Annotated in this window: 25 protein-coding genes; 6 read left to right on the top strand and 19 right to left on the bottom strand. The window is 51.4% G+C overall.

All coding sequences use genetic code 11. The features are described 5' to 3' along the window. Nucleotides 1–46 precede the first annotated feature (46 nt). Nucleotides 47–1,846 carry a translation elongation factor 4 gene (lepA, locus tag KF749_13445; protein MBX2992155.1) on the bottom strand — a complete coding sequence of 600 codons (1,800 nt, stop codon included), beginning with the start codon at nucleotides 1,844–1,846 and terminating at the stop codon, nucleotides 47–49. A 188-nt stretch (nucleotides 1,847–2,034) separates the two neighbouring features. On the opposite strand from lepA, the gene KF749_13440 reads away from it, so the two are divergent. Both KF749_13440 and KF749_13435 read left to right on the top strand, forming a co-directional pair. Then, complete coding sequence (locus KF749_13440) at nucleotides 2,035–3,000, top strand: haloacid dehalogenase-like hydrolase (protein ID MBX2992154.1); 966 nt, start codon at nucleotides 2,035–2,037, stop codon at nucleotides 2,998–3,000. Then, entirely contained in the window at nucleotides 2,982–4,097 is a 1,116-nt protein-coding gene (locus tag KF749_13435; protein MBX2992153.1) for an NAD(P)/FAD-dependent oxidoreductase, read from the top strand. The genes KF749_13440 and KF749_13435 overlap by 19 nt, the downstream gene beginning before the upstream one ends. Before the next feature lie 5 nt (nucleotides 4,098–4,102). On the opposite strand, the gene KF749_13430 is transcribed toward KF749_13435, so the two are convergent. The 6 genes from KF749_13430 to KF749_13405 all read right to left on the bottom strand — a co-directional run bounded on the left by KF749_13430 (nucleotide 4,103) and on the right by KF749_13405 (nucleotide 11,149). Then, nucleotides 4,103–4,582: a YbhB/YbcL family Raf kinase inhibitor-like protein gene (locus KF749_13430; protein ID MBX2992152.1), complete on the bottom strand. Its 480-nt coding sequence runs from the start codon at nucleotides 4,580–4,582 to the stop codon at nucleotides 4,103–4,105. Between the two features lie 173 nt (nucleotides 4,583–4,755). Further along, entirely contained in the window at nucleotides 4,756–5,529 is a 774-nt protein-coding gene (locus tag KF749_13425) for a TSUP family transporter (protein ID MBX2992151.1), read from the bottom strand. Beyond that, nucleotides 5,529–6,242 (bottom strand): DUF2461 domain-containing protein, encoded by a 714-nt coding sequence (locus KF749_13420; GenBank protein MBX2992150.1) that lies wholly within the window; start codon nucleotides 6,240–6,242, stop codon nucleotides 5,529–5,531. Before KF749_13420 ends, KF749_13425 begins: the two co-directional genes overlap by 1 nt. Nucleotides 6,243–6,262: 20 nt before the next feature. Beyond that, nucleotides 6,263–8,335, bottom strand: coding sequence for a S9 family peptidase (locus KF749_13415; GenBank protein MBX2992149.1), 2,073 nt, complete (start codon nucleotides 8,333–8,335; stop codon nucleotides 6,263–6,265). A gap of 121 nt (nucleotides 8,336–8,456) precedes the next feature. Continuing rightward, on the bottom strand, nucleotides 8,457–8,843 hold the full coding sequence (locus KF749_13410) for a carboxypeptidase regulatory-like domain-containing protein (protein ID MBX2992148.1): 387 nt from the start codon (nucleotides 8,841–8,843) through the stop codon (nucleotides 8,457–8,459). Next, nucleotides 8,840–11,149, bottom strand: a complete 2,310-nt coding sequence (locus KF749_13405; GenBank protein ID MBX2992147.1) for an RNA-binding transcriptional accessory protein — start codon at nucleotides 11,147–11,149, stop codon at nucleotides 8,840–8,842. Before KF749_13405 ends, KF749_13410 begins: the two co-directional genes overlap by 4 nt. A 221-nt stretch (nucleotides 11,150–11,370) precedes the next feature. Here KF749_13405 and KF749_13400 point away from each other — a divergent pair, with 221 nt between their 5' ends. Beyond that, the gene (locus KF749_13400; protein ID MBX2992146.1) at nucleotides 11,371–12,978 is read left to right on the top strand and encodes a peptide chain release factor 3; all 1,608 of its coding nucleotides are present in this window, start codon (nucleotides 11,371–11,373) and stop codon (nucleotides 12,976–12,978) included. Nucleotides 12,979–13,010: 32 nt separating this feature from the next. On the opposite strand, the gene KF749_13395 is transcribed toward KF749_13400, so the two are convergent. From KF749_13395 to KF749_13340, 12 genes are all read right to left on the bottom strand, one after another. Continuing rightward, the gene (locus tag KF749_13395) at nucleotides 13,011–13,550 is read right to left on the bottom strand and encodes an NUDIX hydrolase (protein ID MBX2992145.1); all 540 of its coding nucleotides are present in this window, start codon (nucleotides 13,548–13,550) and stop codon (nucleotides 13,011–13,013) included. 71 nt (nucleotides 13,551–13,621) lie between these two features. Next, nucleotides 13,622–14,041, bottom strand: a complete 420-nt coding sequence (gene ndk, locus KF749_13390) for a nucleoside-diphosphate kinase (GenBank protein MBX2992144.1) — start codon at nucleotides 14,039–14,041, stop codon at nucleotides 13,622–13,624. A gap of 127 nt (nucleotides 14,042–14,168) precedes the next feature. Next, nucleotides 14,169–14,477: a hypothetical protein gene (locus tag KF749_13385; protein MBX2992143.1), complete on the bottom strand. Its 309-nt coding sequence runs from the start codon at nucleotides 14,475–14,477 to the stop codon at nucleotides 14,169–14,171. Further along, nucleotides 14,465–14,740 (bottom strand): hypothetical protein, encoded by a 276-nt coding sequence (locus KF749_13380; GenBank protein ID MBX2992142.1) that lies wholly within the window; start codon nucleotides 14,738–14,740, stop codon nucleotides 14,465–14,467. Before KF749_13380 ends, KF749_13385 begins: the two co-directional genes overlap by 13 nt. A gap of 72 nt (nucleotides 14,741–14,812) precedes the next feature. After that, nucleotides 14,813–15,856, bottom strand: a complete 1,044-nt coding sequence (sucD, locus tag KF749_13375) for a succinate--CoA ligase subunit alpha (GenBank protein MBX2992141.1) — start codon at nucleotides 15,854–15,856, stop codon at nucleotides 14,813–14,815. Nucleotides 15,857–15,859: 3 nt separating this feature from the next. Beyond that, the gene (gene gatA / locus KF749_13370; protein ID MBX2992140.1) at nucleotides 15,860–17,278 is read right to left on the bottom strand and encodes an Asp-tRNA(Asn)/Glu-tRNA(Gln) amidotransferase subunit GatA; all 1,419 of its coding nucleotides are present in this window, start codon (nucleotides 17,276–17,278) and stop codon (nucleotides 15,860–15,862) included. A 103-nt stretch (nucleotides 17,279–17,381) separates the two neighbouring features. After that, nucleotides 17,382–17,573: a twin-arginine translocase TatA/TatE family subunit gene (locus KF749_13365; protein ID MBX2992139.1), complete on the bottom strand. Its 192-nt coding sequence runs from the start codon at nucleotides 17,571–17,573 to the stop codon at nucleotides 17,382–17,384. A 16-nt stretch (nucleotides 17,574–17,589) separates the two neighbouring features. Continuing rightward, nucleotides 17,590–17,781 (bottom strand): twin-arginine translocase TatA/TatE family subunit, encoded by a 192-nt coding sequence (tatA, locus tag KF749_13360; protein ID MBX2992138.1) that lies wholly within the window; start codon nucleotides 17,779–17,781, stop codon nucleotides 17,590–17,592. Between the two features lie 4 nt (nucleotides 17,782–17,785). After that, on the bottom strand, nucleotides 17,786–18,517 hold the full coding sequence (purQ, locus tag KF749_13355) for a phosphoribosylformylglycinamidine synthase subunit PurQ (GenBank protein MBX2992137.1): 732 nt from the start codon (nucleotides 18,515–18,517) through the stop codon (nucleotides 17,786–17,788). A gap of 8 nt (nucleotides 18,518–18,525) precedes the next feature. Continuing rightward, complete coding sequence (purS, locus tag KF749_13350) at nucleotides 18,526–18,774, bottom strand: phosphoribosylformylglycinamidine synthase subunit PurS (GenBank protein ID MBX2992136.1); 249 nt, start codon at nucleotides 18,772–18,774, stop codon at nucleotides 18,526–18,528. Nucleotides 18,775–18,776: 2 nt separating this feature from the next. Further along, nucleotides 18,777–19,544, bottom strand: a complete 768-nt coding sequence (pssA, locus tag KF749_13345; protein ID MBX2992135.1) for a CDP-diacylglycerol--serine O-phosphatidyltransferase — start codon at nucleotides 19,542–19,544, stop codon at nucleotides 18,777–18,779. Between the two features lie 18 nt (nucleotides 19,545–19,562). Beyond that, complete coding sequence (locus tag KF749_13340) at nucleotides 19,563–20,213, bottom strand: phosphatidylserine decarboxylase family protein (GenBank protein MBX2992134.1); 651 nt, start codon at nucleotides 20,211–20,213, stop codon at nucleotides 19,563–19,565. A gap of 339 nt (nucleotides 20,214–20,552) precedes the next feature. On the opposite strand from KF749_13340, the gene thrC reads away from it, so the two are divergent. From thrC to KF749_13325, 3 genes are all read left to right on the top strand, one after another. Further along, nucleotides 20,553–21,782: a threonine synthase gene (thrC, locus tag KF749_13335; GenBank protein ID MBX2992133.1), complete on the top strand. Its 1,230-nt coding sequence runs from the start codon at nucleotides 20,553–20,555 to the stop codon at nucleotides 21,780–21,782. A 34-nt stretch (nucleotides 21,783–21,816) separates the two neighbouring features. Further along, nucleotides 21,817–23,112, top strand: a complete 1,296-nt coding sequence (ssnA, locus tag KF749_13330; GenBank protein ID MBX2992132.1) for a putative aminohydrolase SsnA — start codon at nucleotides 21,817–21,819, stop codon at nucleotides 23,110–23,112. Beyond that, on the top strand, nucleotides 23,112–25,043 hold a 1,932-nt coding region (locus KF749_13325; protein MBX2992131.1), incomplete at its 3' end, for a xanthine dehydrogenase family protein. The genes ssnA and KF749_13325, both read left to right, overlap by 1 nt.

Genomic DNA, 25,043 nt, shown 5'->3' with positions numbered 1-25,043 from the left:
TTTTAGTAATACGGTTGCTGATCTCCGAATGTCGGGAGGATCATAACTACTCTTCATCCATCGAAAGAACTGCAAGAAATGCTTCCTGCGGTATTTCGACGCGGCCCACCTGCTTCATACGTCTCTTACCCTCTTTCTGTTTCTCAAGCAGCTTGCGTTTGCGGGAAATATCGCCGCCGTAACACTTTGCCAGAACGTTCTTTCGCATGGCAGAAATAGACTCGCGGGCAACCACTTTGCTTCCGATTGCCGCCTGAATCGCCACTTCAAACATTTGACGGGGAATGAGTTTCCGCAGTTTAACGCACAACTTCTTTCCCCATTCATGAGCTTTGTCACGGTGAACAATGGTTGAAAAAGCATCAACGGATTCCCCATTCAGCAGGATGTCAAGCTTGACCAAGTCCGATTCGCGGAAGTCGAGAATATCGTAATCGAACGAAGCATATCCGCGGCTTGTGGATTTCAGCTTGTCGTAGAAATCAAAGATGATCTCAGAAAGAGGCATTTCGTAGTGGATATCCGCACGGGTCGGATCGAGGTACGTTGTATTTTTGTAGATGCCGCGGCGATCCATGCACAGCTTCATGATGTTGCCAACATACTCCGTCGGGACAATAATTTGCGCTTTGATAAACGGTTCTTCGACTTTCTCAATCTCGCCGAGGCTGGGCATGTACGACGGATTGTCGACCAGAACAACTTCCCCATTCGTCTTTGTGACGCGGTATTCGACGTTGGGAACAGTATTGATGATGTTCTGATTGTACTCGCGCTCAAGGCGTTCCTGCACAATTTCCATATGCAGTAACCCGAGAAACCCGCACCGGAAACCGAAGCCCAATGCAGTAGAAGATTCCGGCTCGAAAATCAGGGCCGAGTCATTCAATTGTAGTTTCCCGATCGCTGTACGCAAATCTTCAAAATCCTCTGCTTGCGTCGGATACACTCCGCTGAACACCATCGGCTTCACTTCCTTGTAGCCGGGCAAGGGTTCCGCAGCAGGGTTTGCCGCCGTCGTTATGGTATCGCCCACTTTTGTGTCGTGAACATCACGGATTCCGGCGATCAGGTAGCCTACATTGCCGGCAGTCAGAACTCCCGTCCTGGATTTCTTCAAGCCAAGCGTGCCGACTTCCTCCGCTTCATAGACTTTTCCGTTGTGGAAGAATTTGACCTTTTCTCCTTCTTTCAACGTTCCGTCCACAACACGCAGATACACAATGGAGCCGCGATAAATATCAAACACCGAATCGAAGATGAGGGCACGCAGCGGCTCACTCGCGTCCCCTTTCGGAGGGCCAATGCGCCGAACAACTGCCTCGAGAATCTCATCGACTCCGATGTTTGCTTTGGCGCTTGCCAGAATAATCTCATCGTCACTGCAGCCGATAAGGTCTTTCAGCTGATGCTTCACGGTATCGATCATCGCACTCGGCAGATCGATTTTGTTGAGAACAGGAATAATCTCCAATCCTGCGTCAATCGCCAAATACAGATTGCTGATTGTCTGTGCCTCAACTCCCTGCGACGCATCAACGACAAGCAATGCTCCCTCGCATGCCGCCAGCGAGCGGGAGACTTCGTAAGAAAAATCCACGTGGCCGGGAGTATCAATGAGGTTCAGTGTGTATGCGCTGCCATCCTTCGCGTTGTACAGCATTTGAATGGCGTGCAGCTTGATGGTGATGCCGCGTTCCTGTTCCAGGTCCATATCGTCAAGAACTTGATTGAACTTCATTTCGCGGGCGGTAATGGTGCCCGTCCGTTCAAGCAAACGGTCGGCAATAGTGGATTTGCCGTGATCGATATGCGCAATGATGCAAAAATTGCGGATTTGATTCATCAGAACTGCTTGGCTCCTGCCCTTCGGAATTCACAGGCCAGTAATACAAAAGCCCGACGCCGCACCGACTCTGTCGGGACGGGACGGACTTGACTCGGCTCTTGGTATAAATCGCTGAATAATATACTGCTTTGGCAAACGAGTTGCAATCCGACGTTTGCTCCTGTTTCTGCCTCTTTGTATCTTGGATGCACCAAATCCCCTTTACTGACCTTATCAACATGCCGATTGATTTCTCCCCTGATCTTCAGGAGTTTGTGAGAGAAGCAGCGTCCAACACCGGATCATACAGGCCCGTTGCCGTCTTTGATTGTGACGGCACGATCATCAAAGGTGACATCGGCGAGGCGATGTTCTATTATCAAATCGAACATTTCCTGCTACGCGTCAACCCGGCAAACATCTGGCTCGACCACCCGAAGCGCGAAGAACTCGACACTCTCTACACACTTCTCTCCTCCCTTCCCTCTGAACGAAGAACGCAGGATCGCCGTTATCTGTCGTTCGCCGAGATGTTGCTGGAATGGTATTTTGATCAGCTTGCAGAAGGAAGAACCGAGAAGGCGTGCAGCGATATTGTGAAACTTCTGGGCAAATTCTCGGAGGCTGAAGTCCGGCAGATTGCCCTCGCAACGTACAACGAAGAGCTTGCCGCGCCGCTCAGTGTAAGAAAATTCGGCAAGATCACGGTCCCGAGGGGAATCCGCTACATCAGCGAGTCTGTTGCCCTGCTCAAAGAACTGCAACAACTAGATTTTGACATCTGGGCGATTTCGGGCAGCAACAAATGGAGTGTACAACCCGTGTTTCAGCAGCTTGGAATTCAGAGAGATCACATCATCGGGATTGACTTGCACACAACAGGCAATACACTCAGTCCGAAAGTGCAAACGCCGGTTCCCGTTTTGAACGGAAAAGTAGAGACACTGCAGGCCCTCATTTCGGATCCACCTCTGGTTGTCGTCAGCGATTCGATGTATGACGCCCCCCTCTTTGAATATGCCGTCGGCAAGAAGGTACTGATCAACTCCCGCATGGAAACATCATACACATTCTTCAAGGTCACGGGCTTTGTCAAAGACGAATCGTGGGTTGTGGTCGAGAAACCAACGATTGATACACTGGAGCAGGTGTCATGGCCGACGCAGCAGTAACAATTATTGGTGGTGGAGTTGTCGGGCTTGCCATTGCGGCGGAGCTTTCTGCTCATTACTCTCCCCTCTTTCTTCTTGAACGACATCCAAGGTACGGAACAGAAACCTCAAGCCGCAACAGCGAAGTGATTCATGCGGGCATCTACTACCTTCACGGTTCATTGAAAGCGGAATTGTGCGTTGAAGGCAGAGATATGCTGTATAGTTTTTGCGAGAAACATGGGATTCCTTTCAGAAGAATCACGAAAATCATCACTGCGACAAGAAAGGAATACCTTCCGGATCTCGAGCGTTTGTATCAGCACGGCACCGGCAACGGCGTACCCCTTGAGATGATGACGGCAGAGCAAGTCCACGCCCTTGAGCCGCATATAGCGTCAGCAGGAGGAATTCTCTCACCGACAACAGGTATTATCAGTGCGCACAGGCTAATGGATTTCTTCTACCATTCTGCAAAGAAGAACGGGGCGGAAATACTGACACATTGTGAAGTAGTAGGATTGAAGAAGGAGAGCGCAGACTTCAACGTAACAATTGATGAAAGCGGAAACCGCTCGACATTTACATCTGAGATCGTCATCAACGCGGCGGGACTCGAAAGCGATACAGTTGCCGCAATGGCGGGAATCGATGTTGATGCCGCAGGCTACCGCCTCCATCACTGCAAGGGAAGCTACTTTGCAGTCAGCAATTCAAAGCGCAACCTCATTTCACGTCTCGTCTATCCGACGCCGACAACAGAATCACTCGGTGTACATGCATTGATTGATTTAGGGGGGAGATTGAAGTTCGGTCCCGATGTGGAATATCTTTCAGAACGAACCTACGACTATTCTGTTGACGGAGGCAAACGTCATGCGTTTGCCGAATCGGTTCGCGCCATTCTTCCATCAATCAAGGACGAAGACTTGTCGCCCGACTACAGCGGCATCAGAGCGAAGCTGCAAGCCAAAGGCGAACCTGTTCGTGACTATATCATCCGGCACGAATCAGATCGCGGCTTGAGCGGATTGATTAATCTGATTGGCATTGAATCGCCGGGGCTGACGGCCTCGCCGGCAATTGCGCGGTACGTTCACGACTTGTTGAGATCATAAACTCCCTACTTCCTCTCATAATATCCCGTGATCGACAGTTCCGCAATCACTTTCCCTTCGGTGACATTCAAAAACTGCCGCAACGAAGTACTGACGCCGAGTTTTATTGATTCAACATTCAACGCATACAATGTCGCAACGTATGGATGTTGGCCTGACCCGCGAGGCGGGGCGGGTCCGCCATAGCCCATTTCGTTGAAACTGTTGATGAGTTCCTTTGCGCCCGGGGGAAGAGACTTGCTGCGTGAGGCTCCCTCAACAAGCCTTCTTTCGTAAAACGGAATGTTGATGAGAAACCAATGCATCCAGTTCTTCGCTACCGGGTGAGGATCAACGATCGTGAGCGCAAAGGACTTTGTTGCGACCGGCGGATCACTCCACGCAAAGCCGGGAGAAATATTTCTTCCCCCGACTACCGACGTGTGGCAGAATTTTGTCGGCATCAACTCCTTGTCCTTGTACGAAAGACACTCCAACGTAAACATTGTCGCCTCATTGGTATTATTCTCCTAAAATGTAACGTCATGCAGCGGGGATGTCAACACCAATGCCGCATTGGGAAGCTGATATTTTAGAGTGACTTACAGATAGAGAAAAATCTGCGAGGAGAGCGGTGTTGCATCACATACAGGGATTGAAATTCCGCACCAAATCCGACCTATATCAATCCCGTGCCTAAAAGTGCGGCAATGATAAACAGCAATACAGCAACAGTCGCCTGTACTGCTTTCATCGTCACTTTCTTCAGAAGTCTGTTCCCGGCATACGCGCCGATAAATGCGCTCAGCGTTGCAGCAATCAACAACACAGTGTTTTCTTGAATGCCGTCCGCAACAATGTGCTGTGCATAGACACTCAAACGGCTCACGTCAATCAGGCAGGCAATCACTACGCCTGTTGCGATGAACGCTTCTTTCGAAAGCCCCGCCCGAATGAGAAACGCGCTGCGCAGCGCCCCTTGATGTCCCGAAAGCCCGCCGAAGAACCCGCTGAACACTCCGCCGAGAGGGAGATATTTCATGTCGAACGAAAGTGAGTTTGCGGCAGGTATCAACTCAAGTATTGCGAACGTGGCGATCAATAATGCCATCAACAACTTGACGGAAGTGATTGCGAACGTCGTGCCGCCGATTGTGTATGTCGTCAGCGGTTCAACAGTGGAGACGAGGTGAAGCAGGGCGGCCCCTCCGATTGCTGCAACGATGGCCGGGATGCCGAATCCCATCACGACTTTCCAGTTCGCATTGCGGCCAAGCAGTGCAAGCTTGAAGAGATTGTTGAGAAAATGCACGATCGCAGTCATCGCCACGGCTATTTCAGCAGGAAAGAAAAGGACAAACGCAGGCAGCAGAATCGTACCGAGGCCGAACCCCGAAAACAATGTCAGCCCGGAAGCAAGCAACGCAACAATAGAAACGACGATGTATTCCACTACGTCACAACTCTGATAAGCCAGCGAACGAGCGGCATAATATCGAGCAGAAGGTGAGCGGTTGTTTGCTCGAACTTCTTCGATAAGACTATCGACTCATCTTCCCATTCTTTTCCGACAAACCATTGTTTGTGCTTGAGATGCTCAATCATCGGATGATCTTTGGGAAAGCCGAGCGGCGCCTTCAGCAAATTCTCCCCCATGATTCCGCCGAACACTTTCTTGAAATGCTTGTCGTTCACAACGGCGAGAAATTCATCGGGATGTTCGACAATGGACTTTCTGATTTTCTTCAACTGATCGCCGCCCGGCATGTACATCCCTCCACCCACGAAGACGGAACCGGGTTCAATCCCCACATACAAACCGGGCGTATCCGTTGTCTTCTTCTTCCCTTTCAACTCAAACGATGCGGCGATGTTGGTTTTGTACGGGACTTTGTTCTTGCTGAATCGAACATCACGATAAATCCGGAAGATCGAGCGCTTCGGATTGAAGTCCAGCTCCGGAATCTCGTCACGCAACCTGTGGCGCAAGCCTGCAATCAGGCATTGCATCGGGAACTTCACGTTCTCGTCATACTTGTCTTTGTGTTTCTGAAACCACTCCCGGTTGTTGTTCTTTTTCAGTCGTTTCAGAAAAACGATGCCCGATTTCGGGAAGCCTTCAAAAGGCGGGTAGAAGTCTTCTTCAACAGGAATTCCTTTTGCCATAGCCTTTCCTTTGTGCGCTGCTATTTCGAGTCGAAGATGAGATTGCGGACCATCTTCGTCATGTCGTACGGGGCAGGATCGCCGCCGAGATATTTGTGGAACCAATCGAGATGCGCGTTGTAGTACAGCGGCATCGACTTGACATGACTCGGCCAGTGCCCGTCGTTCTTGAACACAATCAGCCTTGAAGGAACGCCCATCTTCTGCAATCCGGTAAAGAATTCGAGACTCATCGTATACGGTACGCGATAATCACGCTCGCCGGTGATGACGAGACACGGAGTTTTGAAGTTCGGTACGAAATTGTGCGGCGAATGCTTCTCGTACAAATCGGATGTCCACGGCGTTCCGCCCAAGTCATACTCCGGAAACCAGAGTTCTTCCGTCGCGCCGTACATCGCCGTCAGATTGTACACTCCCATCATGCACGCAATGGCCTTAAACCGATCGGTATGTCCCTGCATCCACATCATCATGTAACCGCCGTACGACCAGCCCATCGCCCCCATCCTGTTCTTGTCAACGAACGGCAAATTCTCCAGCGAATCGGCAACGGCCATCACGTCCTGATAGACTTTGCCGTTCCAATCCTTCGAGATTGCATTCGTAAATTCCTGTCCGTACGCTGTTGAACCGTGCGGATTCGGGAACGCCACAACATAGCCGGCACCCGGATACACCTGCCAGTCGCCGCGGAATGCATCAGCCCATTGCGATTGCGGCCCGCCGTGGACATTGAGAATGAGGGGATATTTTTTGTTGGGATCGAAATTGTGCGGCTTCACAATGAACGTGTGGATTTTCTTTCCGGTTGGTGAAGGGATCCACAACTCTTCCGCAGGACGGATATCAACTTCATCCGCAAGCTCTTTCGTGAAGAATGTGAGCCGCTTCAAATTCTTTCCATCCGAATCAACGCGCCAGAGTTCCCTGGGCTCGCCAACCGAGCGGCGCAACAGAACGATGGACTTCCCGTCGGGCGAAACGTCAAACGCATCAATGGTCTTTACGTTGACAATCTCGGTAATCTTCTTTGCGGCGATATCGACACGGAACAACGGCACATGACCACGGACTTGTCCGGTGAAATAGATGCTTCGGGAATCCGGCGACCATTGAAAACTCTCAACCCAATTATCAAACGCATCGGTCAACACCGTAATGGCGCCCGTTCGTCTGTCATATAATACAAGCCTGAAACGATCAGCCTCAAATGTGGGGATTGTCTGCATCTTGAATGCGATGTACTTGCCGTCGGGGGAATATCCCGGCTCGCCATCGTATGCCGTGTTGGAGGCGGTGATATTCTTCGGCGTGCCGCCGGATGCAGGAATGATCCAGAGATCCTTGTTGGTTGTCGAGGCTTCATCAGGGTCGTGGTTGGAGGTGACGCACAACTCGTCACCATTAGGCGAGAACGCAAATCCGCCGCCGCCTGTTGAAAATGAAGGCCAATCATAGTCGCCCGGCGTCAGATCGAGATATGACTTCTTCTCAATATCGTACACAAACGTATGCGCCCGCTTTCCGTCTTTCCAAAACGTCCAATGTCTGTACAGAAGTTTGTCCGCCATGTGAGCCTGCACGGGACCGTCACTGAGTCCGTCTTCGTTCTTCGCATTGCAATCATTATCAGCGCCGCATTCGGGGAAGACAAGAGCCGTGAATGTGATAAGCTTGCCGCCCGGCACCCAATCGAGATTGTCGACTTCCATCTTGAACGACGTCAACTGTCTTGCCTCTCCCCCGTCGAGCGGAAGCAGCCACGCCTGCGAGCCATCTTTCCGGTTTGATGTGAAGAGAATGGATTTGCCGTCGGGCGACCAACGGGGCCGCGTGTCGGCGGCGGGGTTGTCCGTTAGCTTCCGGATGCTGCTGCCGTCGGCGTTCATCATGTAGATTTCGGCGTTGCTTTTTCCTTTCTCAAGAATATCCTCTCGCACCGTAAACACAATCTTCTTTCCGTCGGGAGAAAACTGCGGACTGTCCACCATTTTTATTCTGTAGAGATCGGCGATTGTGAAGGCTCGTTTCTGGGCAAGACACGGATTGATAAATAGAAATGACAATAGTATTGAGATGTAGAACTTCATTGATTTCTCCTTGACAGATATAGCATAATGTTGATTACAAACAGAACAGACCCACAAGATGAATAGCTTACCAAAAAATGGTCGGAATGATTATGACTTCGCAGCAAAAGAACAATGAAAACTATGGAACTCGTTCGAGCCGGGCTTCAAGGCGGACGGTGATAACGTGGCATTCATCTTTGTTGACGACAACGTCCGGGCGAATCCAGTCCACATAACCGGATTTTGTGATGATAATCGTATAGATGCCGGGCCGTTCATACGCCCCCGAGACTGTCAACGAATCAGCGAGAAGAATCCCGCGCAATGTATCGATATAGGTATTGTGCTGGACAACTACGGTCGCTCCAATCGCCGCGGGCTGGCCGCTAAGGGAGTCACGAATATCAATTTGAATCCCTGCCCGCGCCTCTGTCGTGCAGATTATCCCGTTGTTGATTCCTGTTTCCATGCAGCCGGGAGCAACCAGTGTGAGCGTAAGACATCCGATGAAGATCCCCGCCTTCATTGCTTATTGTACTTCGCCTTCAAGTCGTCCAAAGTGAAGTGCGGTTCATTCTTTGGTTCCTGCTTGTGCATTTTCATCTCGGACTTCTTCTTGTTTTTTGTATCACGCTTCTTCTCAGCATTCTTTTCGGATTTTGGTTTTGGATGAGGCGCGTCAGGAGATTTCATGGTGAGCGAAATGCGTTTCAACTTTTCATTCACTTCAAGCACCCGGACCTTGACAATCTGCCCGACCTTCACAACCTTCATCGGATCTTGGACATACCTGTTGGCGAGCTGGGACACATGCACAAGTCCGTCGTGATGAACGCCGATATCGACAAACGCTCCGAAGTTTGCAACGTTCGTGACCACACCTTCAAGCTGCATACCCGGCTTGAGATCTTTGATCTCCTTCACGCCCTCTTGAAAATGTGCGTACTTGAATTCTGCCCGCGGGTCGCGGCCGGGCTTTTGCAGCTCTTTGATAATGTCACGCAGCGTCGGTTCGCCAATTGAATCATTGATGTACTTCTTGAGGTCAAGAGATTTCAGTTTATCGACAGCTTTTGGCACCTCGTTCAGCGTTACGCCCAAGTCTCTCACGATTGCTTCGGCAATCTCATAGCTTTCGGGATGTACGGCCGAGTTGTCGAGCGGATTTTCCCCGTTGCGGATGCGCAAAAAGCCCGCCGCTTGCTCGAATGCCTTCGGGCCGAACTTTGGCACGTCATTCAGTTGATGACGATTCCGAAAAGCGCCGTTATCTTCACGATACTTGACGATGTTCTTTGCCACAGTCCGGTTCAAGCCGGACACATACTTCAGCAACTCCGCCGAAGCGAGATTCAGATCGACACCGACGTAGTTGACGCAACTCTGAACCGTTTCCTCCAATTTCTTTTTCAACAGTTTCTGATCAACGTCGTGTTGGTACTGTCCCACGCCGATGGATTTCGGATCAATCTTGACAAGCTCGGCAAGCGGGTCCTGCAAACGTCGGCCGATACTGATGGCACCGCGTACCGTAACGTCGAGTTCCGGAAATTCCTCTTTCGCAACATGACTTGCCGAGTAGACTGAAGCGCCGGATTCGTTGACGATGACTTTGACGGGGGGCTTTTCGAGGTTCTTGATGACTTCAGCAACAAATTCATCCGTTTCCCTTCCGGCTGTTCCGTTACCGATTGCGACAAGCTCGATGTTATTCTTGTTGATAAGATCGAGAAGAATCTGTGCCGCCTTCTCCCGCTGCGCTTCGGATTGATGGGGAAAGATGGCTTCATAGTGCAGGAACTTGCCGGTCTCGCTGATCACGCATACTTTGCAGCCCGTTCTGAAACCCGGGTCGACGCCCATTGTCGGTTTCATTCCTGCCGGACTCGACAGCAGCAGTTCTCGCAAGTTCTCCTCGAATGTCCTGATGGAGACTTCATCGGCTTGGATTTTCTTTTCAACCCGAACATCCGTTTCGAGTGAGAAACGCATCAAACGCTCGAATGCATCTTTCACCATTGCCCTGTAGTAATCGACAACGTTCCGGGCCTTTGTGTGGATTTCCTTGCCTTCGAGATAGCTCAGCACAACGGCCTCGTCGAATTGAAGTTCAAATGTCAGCACACCTTCATGTTCGCCCCGACGAAGAGCCAACATGTTGTGGGGATGTATATCCTTGACGCGTATTTTGTACTCACGATACATCTCAAACTTCGTTGTCCCAGCCGGAAATTCATCCTTCACCTTCGAGACAAATACTCCCTCTTTAAGGAAGTATTCGCGGCTATGTGCCCGCAACTCGGCCTTTTCCGACGCTTCCTCCGCAAGAATGTCCGATGCCCCGGCGAGAGCCTCGCCCGCGGTTGCAACACCTTTTTCCCCGGAAACATACTTCGCCGCCTCGTCATCGAGAGATGCTTGCGGTGATTCCGGAATGTTGAGCGATTTTATGAACTCCGCCAGCGGTTCAAGTCCTTTTTCCCTTGCCACCGTCGCGCGTGTCCGTTTCTTCGGTTTGTAGGGGAGGTACAAATCCTCCAGCTCGGTTTTCTGAAGAGTCGCTTCGATTTTTGCGCGAAGCTCGTCCGTAAGCTTTCCCTGTTCTTCAATAGACTTAAGAACGGTTGCTTTACGATCTTCGAGTTCGGTGAGATAGACAAATCGATCGAAGAGGTTGCGGAGCTGTGTTTCATCCATCTCCCCCGTCCGTTCTTTTCGATAGCGGGCGATAAACGGAATCGTGCCTCCCTCAATATGAAGCTGGAGGGCATTCTGAACGTTGGTGAGTTTGAGGGAAAACTCTTTGGAAAGAAGTTCGGGGATGTTAAGCATATGATGCAACTATGAATGGAACAAACGCTGAATAATGTACACAAAAAAAATGATTCGATTCAAACATTGTTCACCCCTCTCTTTTTCCTTATATTCTTCCGCCACAGAGTCACAGGGACACAGAGGATTCCTCTTCATGAAGCCTCCGTGACTTGGTGTCTCCCGCCGAAGGCGTCCCTTCGGGAGTGGCAATTCTTTTTGTTGGATTGAAGAACACTTGCATGGGCATCAAAGAAGAAATCTCAAAACGGCGCACATTCGCCATCATCTCCCATCCGGATGCCGGGAAAACCACGCTTACCGAGAAGTTTCTGCTCTACGGCGGCGCAGTACAACTTGCCGGCTCGGTGACAGCAAAGAAGCAACAGCGGCAAACGACAAGCGATTGGATGGAACTTGAGCGCAAGCGAGGCATTTCCATTAGCTCGACTGTGCTGCAATTCGAATACAGCGGATACAGAATCAACTTGCTGGATACACCGGGGCATCAGGATTTCTCCGAAGATACGTATCGCGTCCTCACCGCCGTCGACGGTGTCATTATGGTGATTGATGCGGGCAAAGGCATTGAAACCCAAACGAAGAAGCTGTTTGAAGTCTGCCGTCGTCGGCACATTCCCATCTTCACCTTCATGAACAAATGCGACCGGCCGACACTCGATCCGCTTGCCTTGATAGATGAGTTGGAAGAGGTTCTCGGCATCGGCGCCTTTGCGATGAACTACCCGCTCGGCACGGGCGAAGAATTCCGCGGCGTGTACGACCGGCAAACACGGGAGGTTCATTTTTACGAAAGAACCGTCGGCGGCATGTACCGTGCCCCGGAGGCAATCGCGTCTCTCAACGATCCAAACGTGAAAGATAAGTTGAGCGACAACACACATACCCGCCTTCTCGAAGAAATTGAAATGCTGGAAATCGCCGGTTCGACCTATAACTCGAATGCTGTTTTGAACGGAAAGATCACGCCCGTCTTTTTCGGCAGCGCGAAGAATAACTTCGGCGTACAACTGCTGCTGGATGGGTTTCTGGAACACGCCGCCCCTCCGGCCCCGCATGTTTCGGGTGAGCAGTTCATTCAGCCGGATGACGAGCGGTTTTCCGGATTTATCTTCAAAATACAGGCCAATATGGATCCGCGACACCGCGACCGAATCGCGTTCCTGCGGGTCTGTTCGGGGCGATTTGAAAGGGATATGTTCGTCACGCACGCACGCACTGCTAAGAAAGTCCGGCTGGCAAACTCCCAGAAAATGTTCGGTCAATCACGCGAAACAATCGACGAGGCGTTTGCAGGCGATATCGTCGGCTTCATCGGCCAATCGGAGTTTCACATTGGCGATACGTTGACGGAGGATCCTACTATCGTCTATGATGAGATTCCCCGTTTCCCTCCCGAACATTTCGTCATGCTGCACAATCCGAGTCCGGCGAACTACAAGAAATTCCGTGACGGCGTCGACCAGTTGACGCAGGAGGGTGTCGTTCAGGTATTCTATCGGTTCAATTCCGGGTCACGCATACCGATCCTGGCAGCCGTCGGCCCGCTGCAGTTTGAAGTCGTTCAATATAGATTGGAAAGTGAGTACGGTGCCCCATCGCGCATGGAGCAAACAGAATGGAAATTTCTGCGATGGCTCTCTCCCGAAACGCCGGAAGAGAAGATCAAATCAATGATGATTCCGAGCGGTGCCGCGCTTGCCGAGGACTCACACGGACAGCTTGCCATCCTCTTCCCCGGTGATTGGGCGCTGAACTATTTTCTTGACAAGAATGAAGGGATGGAGTTGAGCGAACTGCCGTTTAAGATCTTGCTGGAAAAAGACTAACCTCGAAGACGCGAAGGCACAAAGTGTTCTGATCAAACATCAATGTTAGTTTTCACAATCGCCCAGGCAGCGATTGTCATTCCGTCCCAAATCTCGCCATTCCGAATCTTCGTATCAATTTCGTCAGCTGTAAGAGGAAGCAATTCAAACTCTTCCGTCTCATCGGGTGTGCCGCCGACATGCTGCAACTCCCGCGCAATGTAGACTTTGCAGATCTCGTTGGTGACGCCGTTGTAGGGATTGAATTCTCCGGCAAGAAAGAACCTGCTCGATGAGTAGCCCGTCTCTTCCGCCAACTCACGCCACGCCGTTTCATCGTGCGACATTCCATCCTTGACACTGCCGCAGGGAAACTCGAGACTTTCCTTTTCGTTCAAGTAGCGGTACTGATTAACGAGCAACACTCTTCCATCTTTCATAATAGGAACAACCATCGCCGAGCCGCCGATGTGGACGTAGTTGTACTCCCCGACCTTGCCGTTGGGAAGTTCAAATGTATCCCGCTTGTACGTCCACCAGTTGTTCTTGAAGAGAGTCTCTTCGGAGATTTTCTTCCAGCGCTTGAGTGACATTATTCCCTCTAAATGGGTAGAGACGTTCAATTGAACGTCTCTACCGGGTGACTTACTACATTTGACTTTGCCTACACAAGTTCGTGTTCGCCGAAGAAGAACGCCACTTCAATTCTCCCGTTCTCAGCCGAATCGGAGCCGTGAACAATATTCTCCCCCTTGTTATCGGCATAGAGTTTCCGGATTGTGCCTTCTGCTGCATCTTTCGGATCGGTTGCGCCGATGAGTGTGCGGTAATCAGTGACGGCGTCTTCTTTCTCCAACGCAATCGGGACGACCGGCCCGCTGGTCATAAACTCGACGAGTCCGTCGTAGAACGGCCTGCCTTTGTGCACGGCGTAGAAGGCTCCCGCCATTTCTTTTGTGAGACGGATTTGCTTCATGCCGAGAATCTTGAATCCCGCTTTCTGAATCCGCATGATCACTTCGCCTTGAAGATTCTTCCTGACACAATCCGGTTTGAGAATTGCAAGTGTACGTTCAACTGCCATGTTTGTCCTTTGACTTAGTTTATAGAGTTGTGAGAGTTCATAGAGTGTGTAGAGTTGTGTTGAGAGTGAAGCTCAGAGTGGAGAGCCTGGAGCAAAGCAACTCTACACACTCTCAACTCTATAAATTCTACGCACTCGTCTTACTTCTTCCCATCCACCATGAAAGCCAGAAACCTCCGAGCAACCAACCGACGACGTGATCGGTGATTTCGCCCGAGAGATAGTGCCACGGCGTTTCCCACCAGTTCGCCATCATGAGGGAACTTTGAAACACAAGGAAAACAATGAACCCGACAGCCAGCATGAATCGTGATCCAAAGGAAGCGAACTTTTCCCCGCCCGCCGACATGACGTACGCCATCACAAACGCGGCCACAAGATTCAAAAGAAAACCATATACCATTTGGTGATGCCGCCATGCCGCTACAATTCGCATGATACTGAACAAACTGCCCACGGCTTGCCTACTATGCTTTGATCGAATGCCTGACGTTCTTCATTCGAGCTGCCGGGCGGCAGATTGGGAATTGCATACAAACCGCTTTCCTGAAGGTTCTCCGACAACGCCGCGAGCACGGCCTCCTGTTGCGGAGTGTATTTCATCGAATTGTCATGGATTCCCAGAACCATCCACGACATGAACTGGAATACGAAGATGATGACGGCTGCGACGAGCGAACCGATCAGAGCGTTTTTCATTGATGCACCTTTATGTTGTTGGGGATATGGGTTTCCTCCCTCTTCATCCGACAACTCGTGCCGATATAGGAACTACCGCTTCTTTCGTTTCACGACTTTCTTGACTGATTTCATTTTCGACTTCAGCGGATTTGTCTTCTTTTTTGATTTTGCTGCGCCGTTTGATTTTGCTTTGATCTTTCCTGCTTTGATAAGAGCTTTCAGCATGGTTTCGCCTAATAAAGCGGGAGTGTCAACGACATGAATTCCCGCCTTCTTCATCGCCGCCATCTTTTCCTGTGCAGTTCCTTTTCCACCGGCAATGATTGCCCCGGCGTGTCCCATGCGCCGTCCGGGAGGGGCAGTACGTCCGGCAATGAATCCGACGACAGGTTTATTCACATGCTTCTTGATATAGGCGGCAGCTTCTTCTTCCGCCGTTCCGCCAATCTCTCCGATCATGATCACGGCGTCGGTGCCGCTGTCTTCGTTGAACAGCTTGATGGCATCAATGAACCGCGTCCCGATCACCGGATCGCCGCCGATACCGATGCACGTTGACTGTCCGATGCCGAGCGCGGTGAGTTGCCCGACGGCCTCATAGGTCAGAGTCCCGCTGCGCGAGATAACGCCAACACGTCCCTTCTTGTGAATGAAGCCCGGCATAATGCCCACCTTGCATTCACCCGGCGTGATGATGCCGGGACAATTGGGGCCGATCAGAACGGTGCCGTTCTTCTTCACGAATTCATACGCTTTCACCATATCCTTTGCAGGGATGCCTTCGGTAATGCAGACAACCACCTTGATGCCTGCTGATGTCGCTTCCATGATTGCATCAGCCGCGAACGCCGCGGGGACAAAAATCACGGAGCAATCGGCTCCGGTAGCATTCACCGCATCGGCCACGGTGTTAAAGACGGGAACTTCGCGGTTGAATTGATCCTTCTCGTTGCCTTTGTACTTCGTGCCGCCTTTGCCGGGCGTAACGCCTGCAACGACGTTCGTTCCGTACGCCAGCATCTGCGACGCGTGAAATGTACCCTCGCCTCCGGTAATCCCCTGCACAACGACTTTTGTTTTTTGTTGACGAGTACGCTCATTCTTATTGTCCTTTAAGTTGAAAAATGAATTCAAGATTCAGGTTTGCAGAAAATCCCCCACTCTCAAAATCGTCCCTTCATCGAATTGTTTGCCGAGAAGTTGTACGCCGATAGGCAAGCCCCTACTGTCAACACCGCACGGAACGCTGATCGCGGGAATACCCGCAAGATTGGCCGAGACCGTATACACATCCGAGAGATACATCGCCAACGGGTCATCAACTTTTTCTCCAACACTGAACGCCGTTGTGGGAGCCGTTGGCATCAGGATACAGTCCACTATCTTGAAAGCATTCAGGAAATCATTCTGAATCAAACGCCGCACTTTCTGTGCCTTGCGATAATAGGCATCATAGTATCCCGCCGAGAGAACATACGTCCCCAACATGATGCGACGCGTCACTTCAGCGCCCAGCCCTTCACTTCTCGAATTCACATACATCTCTGTCAAATCCTTGACTCCAGGCGAGCGATAGCCGTATCGGGCTCCGTCGTAGCGGGCAAGATTGGACGATGCTTCCGCCGTCATGAGAATATAGTATGTTGAGATGGTGTATTCCGAATGCGGCAAACCAACTTCAACAATCTCAGCACCGCCGCCTCTCAGCGAGTCGATAGCTTTTTCGATTGAGGAACGAACCTCTTCATTCAATCCTTCACCGAACGCTTCTCGCGGTAATCCGATTTTCATTCCCTTCACATCTTTCGTGAGAGAGGAAAGATAATCGGGAACCGGCACGTCGGCTGAAGTTGAATCCGACTCATCATGGCCGGCAATCACTTGCAGAACGCTCGCCGCGTCCGCAACGGTGTGTGCAAACGGCCCAATCTGATCGAATGATGACGCGAGGGCAACCATTCCGTACCGCGACACTCTTCCGTACGTCGGTTTCAAGCCGACAACGCCGCAGAACGACGCGGGCTGGCGGATCGAACCGCCGGTATCGGTGCCAAGCGCCGTATGCGACATGCCCGCTGCCACGGCAACACACGAGCCACCACTTGAGCCGCCGGGTACTTTGGATTCATCCAGAGGATTCAGAACAGAACCGTAGGCCGAATTCTCGGTCGACGATCCCATTGCAAACTCATCAAGGTTCGTTTTACCGACAATCACGGCATCGGCATCAAGCAGACGCTTGAGTGCGGTTGCGTCGTACGGCGAGACGAAGTTCTGCAACATCTTCGAGCCGCACGTGACGACTTCGCCTTTCATGCAGAGAATATCTTTCACAGCAACGACCATCCCCGCAAGCGTGCCCGCCCGGCCTTCGGCGATTTTCTTATCGACGTTGCGAGCGCGTACGAGAGCCTTCTCGTGAAAGACGGAAAGAAACGCATTCAAGCGTTTCCTCCTCCCGATCTCTTCCAGAAATTCTCCGGTGACACGCTCGACCGTAGTCGTTCCCGTTTCGAGTGCCTTGCGTGTGACATCGAATGTGGACTTCCCGTTCACGATCACTTCGGTGATACACTCTTGAGGATAAACATAAAGCCGCCGAATTGCCCAGCGGCTTTCTCTAAACGTACAACCCGAACGAACCGATCACAGGCTTGGACTACTTCTTGTTCAGGTCATCGATTTTCGTAGCGTTTTCGATATCCGATTGGATTCCGCGCATAGCTTTCCGAAACTCACCCATTCCCCTCCCTAATCCTTTACCGATCTCGGGGAGCTTTTTCGGACCGAAGAAGATAAAGATCACAAGCAGAACAACGAGGAGTTCAGTGCCGCCGATATTCTCAAGCATGGCTCAACCTAACACGTTACTTCTTTACGCTCTCGTCAATCTTCTTTACTTCCTCGTCAACGCCTTCAGAAACATCCTTTGTGGCCTTCTTGAATTCGCGGATACCTTGTCCGAGGCCTTTGGCCAGTTCAGGAATCTTCTTCGCTCCGAAGAACACCAGAATCACCAATACAATCAGAATAATTTCGGTTGCGCCTAAATTGCCCATTCTCTTATCTCCTTCCTGACTCAGCAAGCACCGGTTCGCGTTCGCCTATCAGGTAATGTTCTATGATTGACTGAAACAACCTTTGTCCATCCGTGTGCCGCAGCAGCGGGTCGGCGGCACGTTCGGGATGCGGCATCATGCCCAGCACATTTCCGCTTTCATTGATGATGCCGGCGATGTTTGAGAGGGAGCCGTTCGGGTTCGCCTCGTCCGTCACTTCTCCATCCCGTGTACAATATCGGAAAATTATTTGATTGTTGCCTTCAAGTCTCAGAAGAGTTTCAGTGTCCGTGAAGTAGTTGCCCTCGCCATGGGCAATTGGGATGTGCAGAACATCTCCCGTCCGGCACCGGTTTGTGAAGCGGGTGTCGGCGTTTTCGACGCGAAGATGCACGAATTTGCAAGCGAATCGCAGAGATGAATTTCTCAGTAAAACGCCCGGCAAAAGTCCCGCCTCAACCAGTATCTGAAAGCCGTTGCAAATCCCCAGCACGGTTCCACCCCGCTCCGCAAACCGGACGACTTCCTTCATCACAGGGGAGAACCGGGCAATCGCGCCGCAACGCAGATAGTCACCGTACGAAAACCCTCCCGGCAGAATAACAACATCCACTCCTTTCAAATCCGCTTCCTTGTGCCAGAGAAACTCGGCATTCTGCTGCATCACGTGCTTGGACACGTGATATGCGTCGTGATCACAGTTGGAACCCGGAAACACGACGATGCCGAACTTCACTTTGCTGCTCATGCCTTTTCGAGCTCGATATGATAATCTTCCATCACAGGATTTGCCAACAGTTTCTTGCAGACTTCTTCTGTTGCCGAGCGGGCAGCCGCTTCATCAGGTGCATCCACCTTCATTTCGATGAACTTGCCGACGCGAACATTATGAATTGTGCCGGTATTAAGAGTGCCGATGGCGTGCTCGACAGCTTTCCCTTGCGGGTCGAGGATTGATTTGCGCAACGTTATTCGAACTCTCGCATTGTACATGTTCAGATATCCGCGTTCGTGGGTTCAATGGCGTCTTCGTCATCGAGTTTCTCTTCGTGACGCATCAGATGTTTGAGTGTCGTAAAAAGATACCGGATGATACCGAGGAGAATAAACAAGCCGAATAACGGAAGAATAGCCGTGCCACCTGTTATTGCAATGACGATAATGGCCAAAACGGCGAACACAAATTTCCAGGGTTCTTTCTTGATTGCCCGGGCAGAGATCTTCGGCAGCGTATCGTACTTGACTTTGCTGACCATGAGAAGCGCAAGAATCACACAGATCCATGGCAGAAACTTCGCCGCCGTCGGGTCGAGACCCGAAATCGGGCTCCAATAATTGATGACGAACGCCGCCACGGTAAGTCCGCTTGCGGGAATCGGCAATCCCACAAAATGATCCTTGTCGAACCCGACAAGCTGTGTATTGAATCGCGCAAGCCGCAGACCGCCGAATACCATCAGCAGTGAACTGATGAGAATACCCGCCGTCTCCATTGTGTACAACGACATGTTATAGACGAGAAATGCCGGCGCAGCTCCGAAAGAAATCACGTCGGAAAGGGAATCGATTTCAACACCAAATTCGGATGAGGATTTTGTAAGACGGGCCATCACGCCGTCAAGCGAGTCAAATGCCGCCGCAAGGAAAATCAGCCAAGCTGCCGCTACGAATTCTTCTCGTGCCGCATAGAGAATGGAATTGAATCCGCAAAACATATTGAGGACGGTGAACAGACTCGGAACAACAGCGCGTGTAATTCTCATGCTATCATGATCCGTTAGTTAGGAAACCACTGCAATCACCGTTTCGCCGGCGGCGGTTGTGTCGCCCACCTTCACCTTGATTTCCGAACTTTTCGGAACAAAGACATCCACACGCGAACCGAACTTGATCATGCCGAAGCGTTCCCCCGCAATGGCTTCATCGCCGACTTGAATCGGAGCCACGATGCGTCGCGCCACAAATCCGGCAATTTGTTTGAAGAATACTTTGAGGCCCCCGTTCTCGACTCCGATATGCGTCCGTTCGTTTCTGAGAGATGACTTTTCTTCGTACGCAACAAGATATTCGCCGGGGATGTGCTTGAAGTAGGCAACCTTTCCGTTGATCGGATAGCGGTTGACGTGAACGTTGAGAGGCGACATGAAAATGGAAATCTGAATAGCCTCGCTCTTCAGGAACTCATCTTCAAAGACTTCCTTCACTACAACGACCTTGCCGTCAGCCGGAGAGATGATAAGGTCTTCGCCCTGAGGAGTTGTTCGGTCAGGGTCTCGGAAGAAATTCAGGGTGAAAAGAAAAAAGGCGAGCAGGATGCCAATAAGCCCGAACCGAAGTGGTTTCAGTTCAATCAAATACCAACTCAACAAACAGCCGATGATGACAACTGCGGTAATGGTGAAAAAGACATCATAGCCGTATTTCGTGATCAACAGGCGAATTCCTTAGGGAAATGAGGGGAAAACACGCACAAAGTTACCAAAACATGGTCTGAAAGTCAACGAAGCACAGGGCGGCCTTCCTACATTCGTTCACACCAGAAGTGATGTTAAGATCAGTCGTCTGCATTGTCGGTCGGACAATATGTGTCGGGAGAGTTGCATTTCGGCACAACGTTCCCAATCCTGCGACTTTCTCTCATTTTTTCGAATAGAACCATCTCACCCTGTAATTTAATCTGTAAATGCTTACAGAAATGGCACTTCCGGCTGGCATACAGTGTGCACCTCAACGTAAATGGATCATCATGTGACTCACTGATAGAACTCCTCATGGCCACCCTCGTAACTGGACTCAGGTGTCTTGTGTGCGGCGCGACTTACCCCCGCAAGAACATACTCACATGCCCGCATTGCGGCGAGCAAGGCATTCTCGATGTTGAGTACAATTTCGATCGTCTCGCGGGCCGGTTCACGCAAACCGGGAAACACGCATCACAGTATGACATCTGGCGCTACCGTGACTTTCTTCCCGTTGCGCCCGACCTTCCTCTTCCGCCTTTGCATATCGGCTGGACTCCAATCTACGATGTACCGCGACTCGCACAAGCAGTCGGCATCTCGAAGTTGTACTTGAAAGATGATGGCAGAAATCCAACCAACTCGTTCAAAGATCGGGCAAGCGCTGTCGGGGTGATGAAAGCGATGGAATTTGGATTCACGACTATCGCGTGTGCATCAACGGGCAATGCAGCATCATCCCTTGCCGGACTCTCGGCCGCAGTCGGATTGCAGAGCTACATTTTCGTCCCGCAGCGGGCCCCCGAGCCGAAAGTAACGCAGCTTCTGATCTTTGGCGCAACCGTTCTGAAGGTGCTGGGAACGTACGAGCAAGCATTTGATCTCTGCACACAAGCGTGTAGAGAGTTCAGTTGGTATAATCGCAGCAGCGGCGTCAATCCATTTCTGGTTGAGGGAAAGAAAACAGCCGGACTCGAACTTGCAGAACAGTTTGGAAACAATATGCCCCACTGGGTTGTCGTTTCCGTTGGAGATGGATGCACAATCGGCGGCATCGGAAAGGGCTTGCAGGAAATGAAGCAGCTCGGCATTATTGATCGAGTTCCACGATTGCTTGGTGTCCAGGCGGAAGGAGCAAAGCCTGTTCTGGAAGCATTCAGAAGCGGAAAGGAATTAGCTCCCACCGGAACCGACACAGTTGCCGACAGCATCGCCGTCGGCACGCCGAGAAATTGGCGCCGAGCGATCCGTCAAATCAAAGCATCGCACGGCGACATGATTTCCGTTTCAGATGAGGAGATTCTTGACGCGATGCGAATCACCGCCCGCCTCGGCGGCGTATTCGGCGAGCCAGCCGGAGTTGCAGGCGTTGCGGGACTGAAGAAGGCCATCTCCACAGGAATTGTAAAGCCAGCCGAATCGGCGGTTGCGGTGATTACAGGCAACGGCCTGAAGGACATTCATTCGGCGAAGAAAGCTGCGGGGCAAGCGATTGTTGTTGAGCCGGAGCTGGAAGCCCTGCAAAAGGTGTTGCGCAAATAGAAGAAAACCACGAAGACACGAAAATTTTCTTGAGATGCTGCTCAAAAACGGAATAGCTCTCATTCTCTCTCCTTCCCGCATTGAACGCGTGGATTTGCGCGTTCTTGACGGAAGCATCGTAGCAAAAGCGAACATACTTCGTCCGCTGAAAGGAGAAGAAATAGTTGACCTTTCGGGCAAGTTCATCATGCCGGGGATGGTGAATGCGCACACACATTTGTATTCAGCGTTGGCAAGAGGAATGTCTGCTCCAAGACAATCTCCCAAAAACTTTCTTGACATTCTCAGGAAGATCTGGTGGAAGTTGGATGAATCGTTGGATGAGGAAAGCATTTACTATAGCGCCCTTGTCGGAAGCATCGAAGCAATTAAACACGGAACGACAACCCTCATCGACCATCATGCTTCGCCGAACGAGATCGTCGGCTCCCTGGATGTCATCAAAAAGGCGATGAGCGAAACCGGATTGCGGGGTGTTTTGTGCTACGAAACGACTGATCGAGGAGGACGCAGAAGAAGAGACGCCGGACTCGATGAGAACGAACGTTTTGCGTCGGAGAATCTCCATAATCCAATGGTCCGTGGAACGATCGGCGCCCATGCATCCTTCACTCTGAATGATGATACGATGCAGGCGCTCGGTCATTTGTCGCGAATGTATGAGTGCGGCGTGCACATTCATGTTGCCGAAGACAAAGCCGATGTTCGTGATTCGGTGAAACAACGGGGCGCAAACCTCGTGAGGAGACTGGAGAAGTCCGGCATTCTTTCACACAAATCAATTCTTGCCCACGGTGTGCATCTTGCCAAATCCGAATTGGGGAGAGTTGAAGCTTCCGGCGCGTGGCTCGTTCACAATCCCCGTTCAAATATGAATAACGCCGTCGGCCATGCACCGTTGCAATGGTTCAGTGCAAGCTCTGCACTCGGCACGGACGGTTTTCCAGCCGATATGTTTGAGGAATGCAAGCTCGGTTTCTTCCGCAATCAAGAGTCGGACCACCGGGTGGCTTTCGCCCGACTCCCGGACATGCTTCAGGCCGGACAACGTCTCGCAGGATCCTTCTTTCAGCAAGAATTCGGAACTCTCGCTGTCGGTTCGGCAGCGGATTTGATTGTGCTCGACTATTCTCCCCCTACTCCTTTAACCAAGACAAATCTCATCGGACATTTTCTGTTCGGAATGAATTCAGGGATGGTCGCTCACACTATGGTCCACGGGAAATGGAGGATGTTCAATCGTCAATCGGTTGGAACTAACGAAGCGGCAATAACGGGTGAGGCTGCAAAAGTTGCGGCGAGGCTTTGGAAAAGAGTTATGAAACGGTAGTGGAAAAAGAACACAACATAGTGGGCACTCAACAACGTCGCGTTGACGCATGGGGCAAAGTAACAGGCAGGGCGAAGTTCGCCGAAGATTACAACGTTGCACATCAACTGTACGGCAAAGTGCTGCGTGCAAAGTATCCGCATGCCAACATCCTGCGTATCGATACAACAAAGGCCGAACAACTGCCCGGCGTTGAGGCGGTGTTGACGGCAAAGGACATTCCCGGCAGCAAGGTGTTCGGCATTGTTGTGAAGAACCAGGCGATTCTGGCCGAAGAGAGGGTTCGTTATCTTGGCGACGGCGTTGCCCTTGTTGCCGCAGTCTCAAAAGAGATCGCTGAGGAGGCTATCGCCCTTATTGATGTTGACTACGAGCCGCTCCCGGTTCTGAGCGACCCTGAGGCTGCGATGCAGCCCGACTCACCCGGCATTCATGACGATTCTCCCGAATACGAATTCAGCAACACCTTCGTTCATCACAAAGTCCGAAAGGGAGATACTGAAAAGGGATTTGCCGAAGCTGATTTCATCATCGAAAGGAAGTTCAAGACTCAGTTCATTGAACACTCGTACCTCGAGCCGGAAGCCGTCCTTGCAGAACCTTCCGAACATGGCGGCGTGAGAATTACCGGATCAATACAGAATCTCTTCTCGTCACGCCGGTCGGTTGCCGCAGCGATGAATCTCGACCTCAACAAAGTCCAGCTTATTCAAGCAACGCTCGGCGGTTCATTCGGCGGCAAGGACGAAGTAATGACGGCAATGTCTTGCAGGGCGGCGTTGCTGGCATTGAAAACCGGCAGACCCGTCAAAATGATGAACTCCCGTGAAGAGTCAATGCTCGAAAGCTACAAGCGGCATCTGTACATCATGTACTACAAATGGGGAGCGAAGAAGGACGGAAGCATCACGGCTATGGAACAACGCTGTATTGCGGATGGCGGCGCCTATGCTTCGATGAGCCCGTTTGTTACGTGGCGTTCGGTCGTGCAGGCAACAGGACCGTACTATTGCGGGAACGTGAAGACGGACGTCTACGCCGTGTACACAAACAACAACTACACAGGCGCCATGCGCGGCTTCGGCTCGCCGCAAATCAACTTCGCCATCGAGTCGATGATGGATGAGCTTGCAGAGAAGGTCGGTAAGAACCCTCTTGAAATTCGCTTGCAGAATGGATTCGCGGAGGGGGCCGTTACTGCAACGGGACAGAAACTCGAGCACAACGTCAGTCTGAAAGAAGCACTAACGAAAGCTGCGGATACAAGTGACTTCCAAAGAAAATGGAATGAATTCCGCCATCAACACTCATCCCCAACAAAGAAAGGCATCGGTCTCGCGTGCAGCTACCGCGGCGTGTCTCTCGGCGCCGAAGGAACTGATGCAGCAGGCACCATCGTCTCAGTACAAACCGATGGCAGTGTCATTGTCTCATCCGGCATCACCGATATGGGACAAGGCGCCCAGTCTTCAATGTCGCACATCGTCGCTGAGGTTTTGGGAATTACGCTCGACCGGATTCAGTTTCTCAACACCAACACAAGCCGCGTTCCCGATTCAGGACCCACAGTGGCTTCCCGGGGAACAATTATGGGAGGTTCGGCGGCAAAGCGTGCAGCGGAGATTGTTCGGGCAACACTACTGGATGTTGGAGCGAAGATGACGCGTATACCTGCGGACGAGTTGGATTTGAGAGAGAATTATTTAGTTCACACGTTGTGCGGGACTCCCGTCCCGCCGGGAGTCGAGTCGGGAGACTCGACCAACAAGCGCTGTCAGCGGCTCGCATCATTCACCGAACTCGCCGCCGAAACCTTCAAACGCGGTAAGCCGATGTTCGGCTTCGGCTGGTTCAAATCTCCCAAAACATCTTGGGATGAACAAAAGGGACAAGGCGAAGCGTATTTCACGTACGTCTACGGTTGCAACGTT

It is taken from the genome of Bacteroidota bacterium, assembly GCA_019637975.1.
In the GTDB taxonomy this organism is placed as follows: Bacteria; Bacteroidota; Ignavibacteria; order UBA10030; family UBA6906; genus CAADGV01.
This window is presented reverse-complemented; position numbering and strand designations above follow the sequence as displayed.

Bases quoted from the DNA above. Each gene is read 5' to 3' on its own strand.
- KF749_13380 (MBX2992142.1), bottom strand. From the start codon at position 14,740: ATGAAAAACGCTCTGATCGGTTCGCTCGTCGCAGCCGTCATCATCTTC.
- KF749_13435 (MBX2992153.1), top strand. From the start codon at position 2,982: ATGGCCGACGCAGCAGTAACAATTATTGGTGGTGGAGTTGTCGGGCTT.
- KF749_13395 (MBX2992145.1), bottom strand. From the start codon at position 13,550: ATGTCACTCAAGCGCTGGAAGAAAATCTCCGAAGAGACTCTCTTCAAG.
- KF749_13365 (MBX2992139.1), bottom strand. From the start codon at position 17,573: ATGCTTGAGAATATCGGCGGCACTGAACTCCTCGTTGTTCTGCTTGTG.
- KF749_13385 (MBX2992143.1), bottom strand. From the start codon at position 14,477: ATGCGAATTGTAGCGGCATGGCGGCATCACCAAATGGTATATGGTTTT.
- purS (MBX2992136.1), bottom strand. From the start codon at position 18,774: ATGTACAATGCGAGAGTTCGAATAACGTTGCGCAAATCAATCCTCGAC.
- pssA (MBX2992135.1), bottom strand. From the start codon at position 19,544: ATGAGAATTACACGCGCTGTTGTTCCGAGTCTGTTCACCGTCCTCAAT.
- KF749_13440 (MBX2992154.1), top strand. From the start codon at position 2,035: ATGCACCAAATCCCCTTTACTGACCTTATCAACATGCCGATTGATTTC.
- ssnA (MBX2992132.1), top strand. From the start codon at position 21,817: ATGCTGCTCAAAAACGGAATAGCTCTCATTCTCTCTCCTTCCCGCATT.
- ndk (MBX2992144.1), bottom strand. From the start codon at position 14,041: ATGGCAGTTGAACGTACACTTGCAATTCTCAAACCGGATTGTGTCAGG.
- KF749_13400 (MBX2992146.1), top strand. From the start codon at position 11,371: ATGGGCATCAAAGAAGAAATCTCAAAACGGCGCACATTCGCCATCATC.
- thrC (MBX2992133.1), top strand. From the start codon at position 20,553: ATGGCCACCCTCGTAACTGGACTCAGGTGTCTTGTGTGCGGCGCGACT.
- KF749_13405 (MBX2992147.1), bottom strand. From the start codon at position 11,149: ATGCTTAACATCCCCGAACTTCTTTCCAAAGAGTTTTCCCTCAAACTC.
- KF749_13420 (MBX2992150.1), bottom strand. From the start codon at position 6,242: ATGGCAAAAGGAATTCCTGTTGAAGAAGACTTCTACCCGCCTTTTGAA.
- tatA (MBX2992138.1), bottom strand. From the start codon at position 17,781: ATGGGCAATTTAGGCGCAACCGAAATTATTCTGATTGTATTGGTGATT.
- lepA (MBX2992155.1), bottom strand. From the start codon at position 1,846: ATGAATCAAATCCGCAATTTTTGCATCATTGCGCATATCGATCACGGC.
- KF749_13430 (MBX2992152.1), bottom strand. From the start codon at position 4,582: ATGTTTACGTTGGAGTGTCTTTCGTACAAGGACAAGGAGTTGATGCCG.
- KF749_13410 (MBX2992148.1), bottom strand. From the start codon at position 8,843: ATGAAGGCGGGGATCTTCATCGGATGTCTTACGCTCACACTGGTTGCT.
- KF749_13415 (MBX2992149.1), bottom strand. From the start codon at position 8,335: ATGAAGTTCTACATCTCAATACTATTGTCATTTCTATTTATCAATCCG.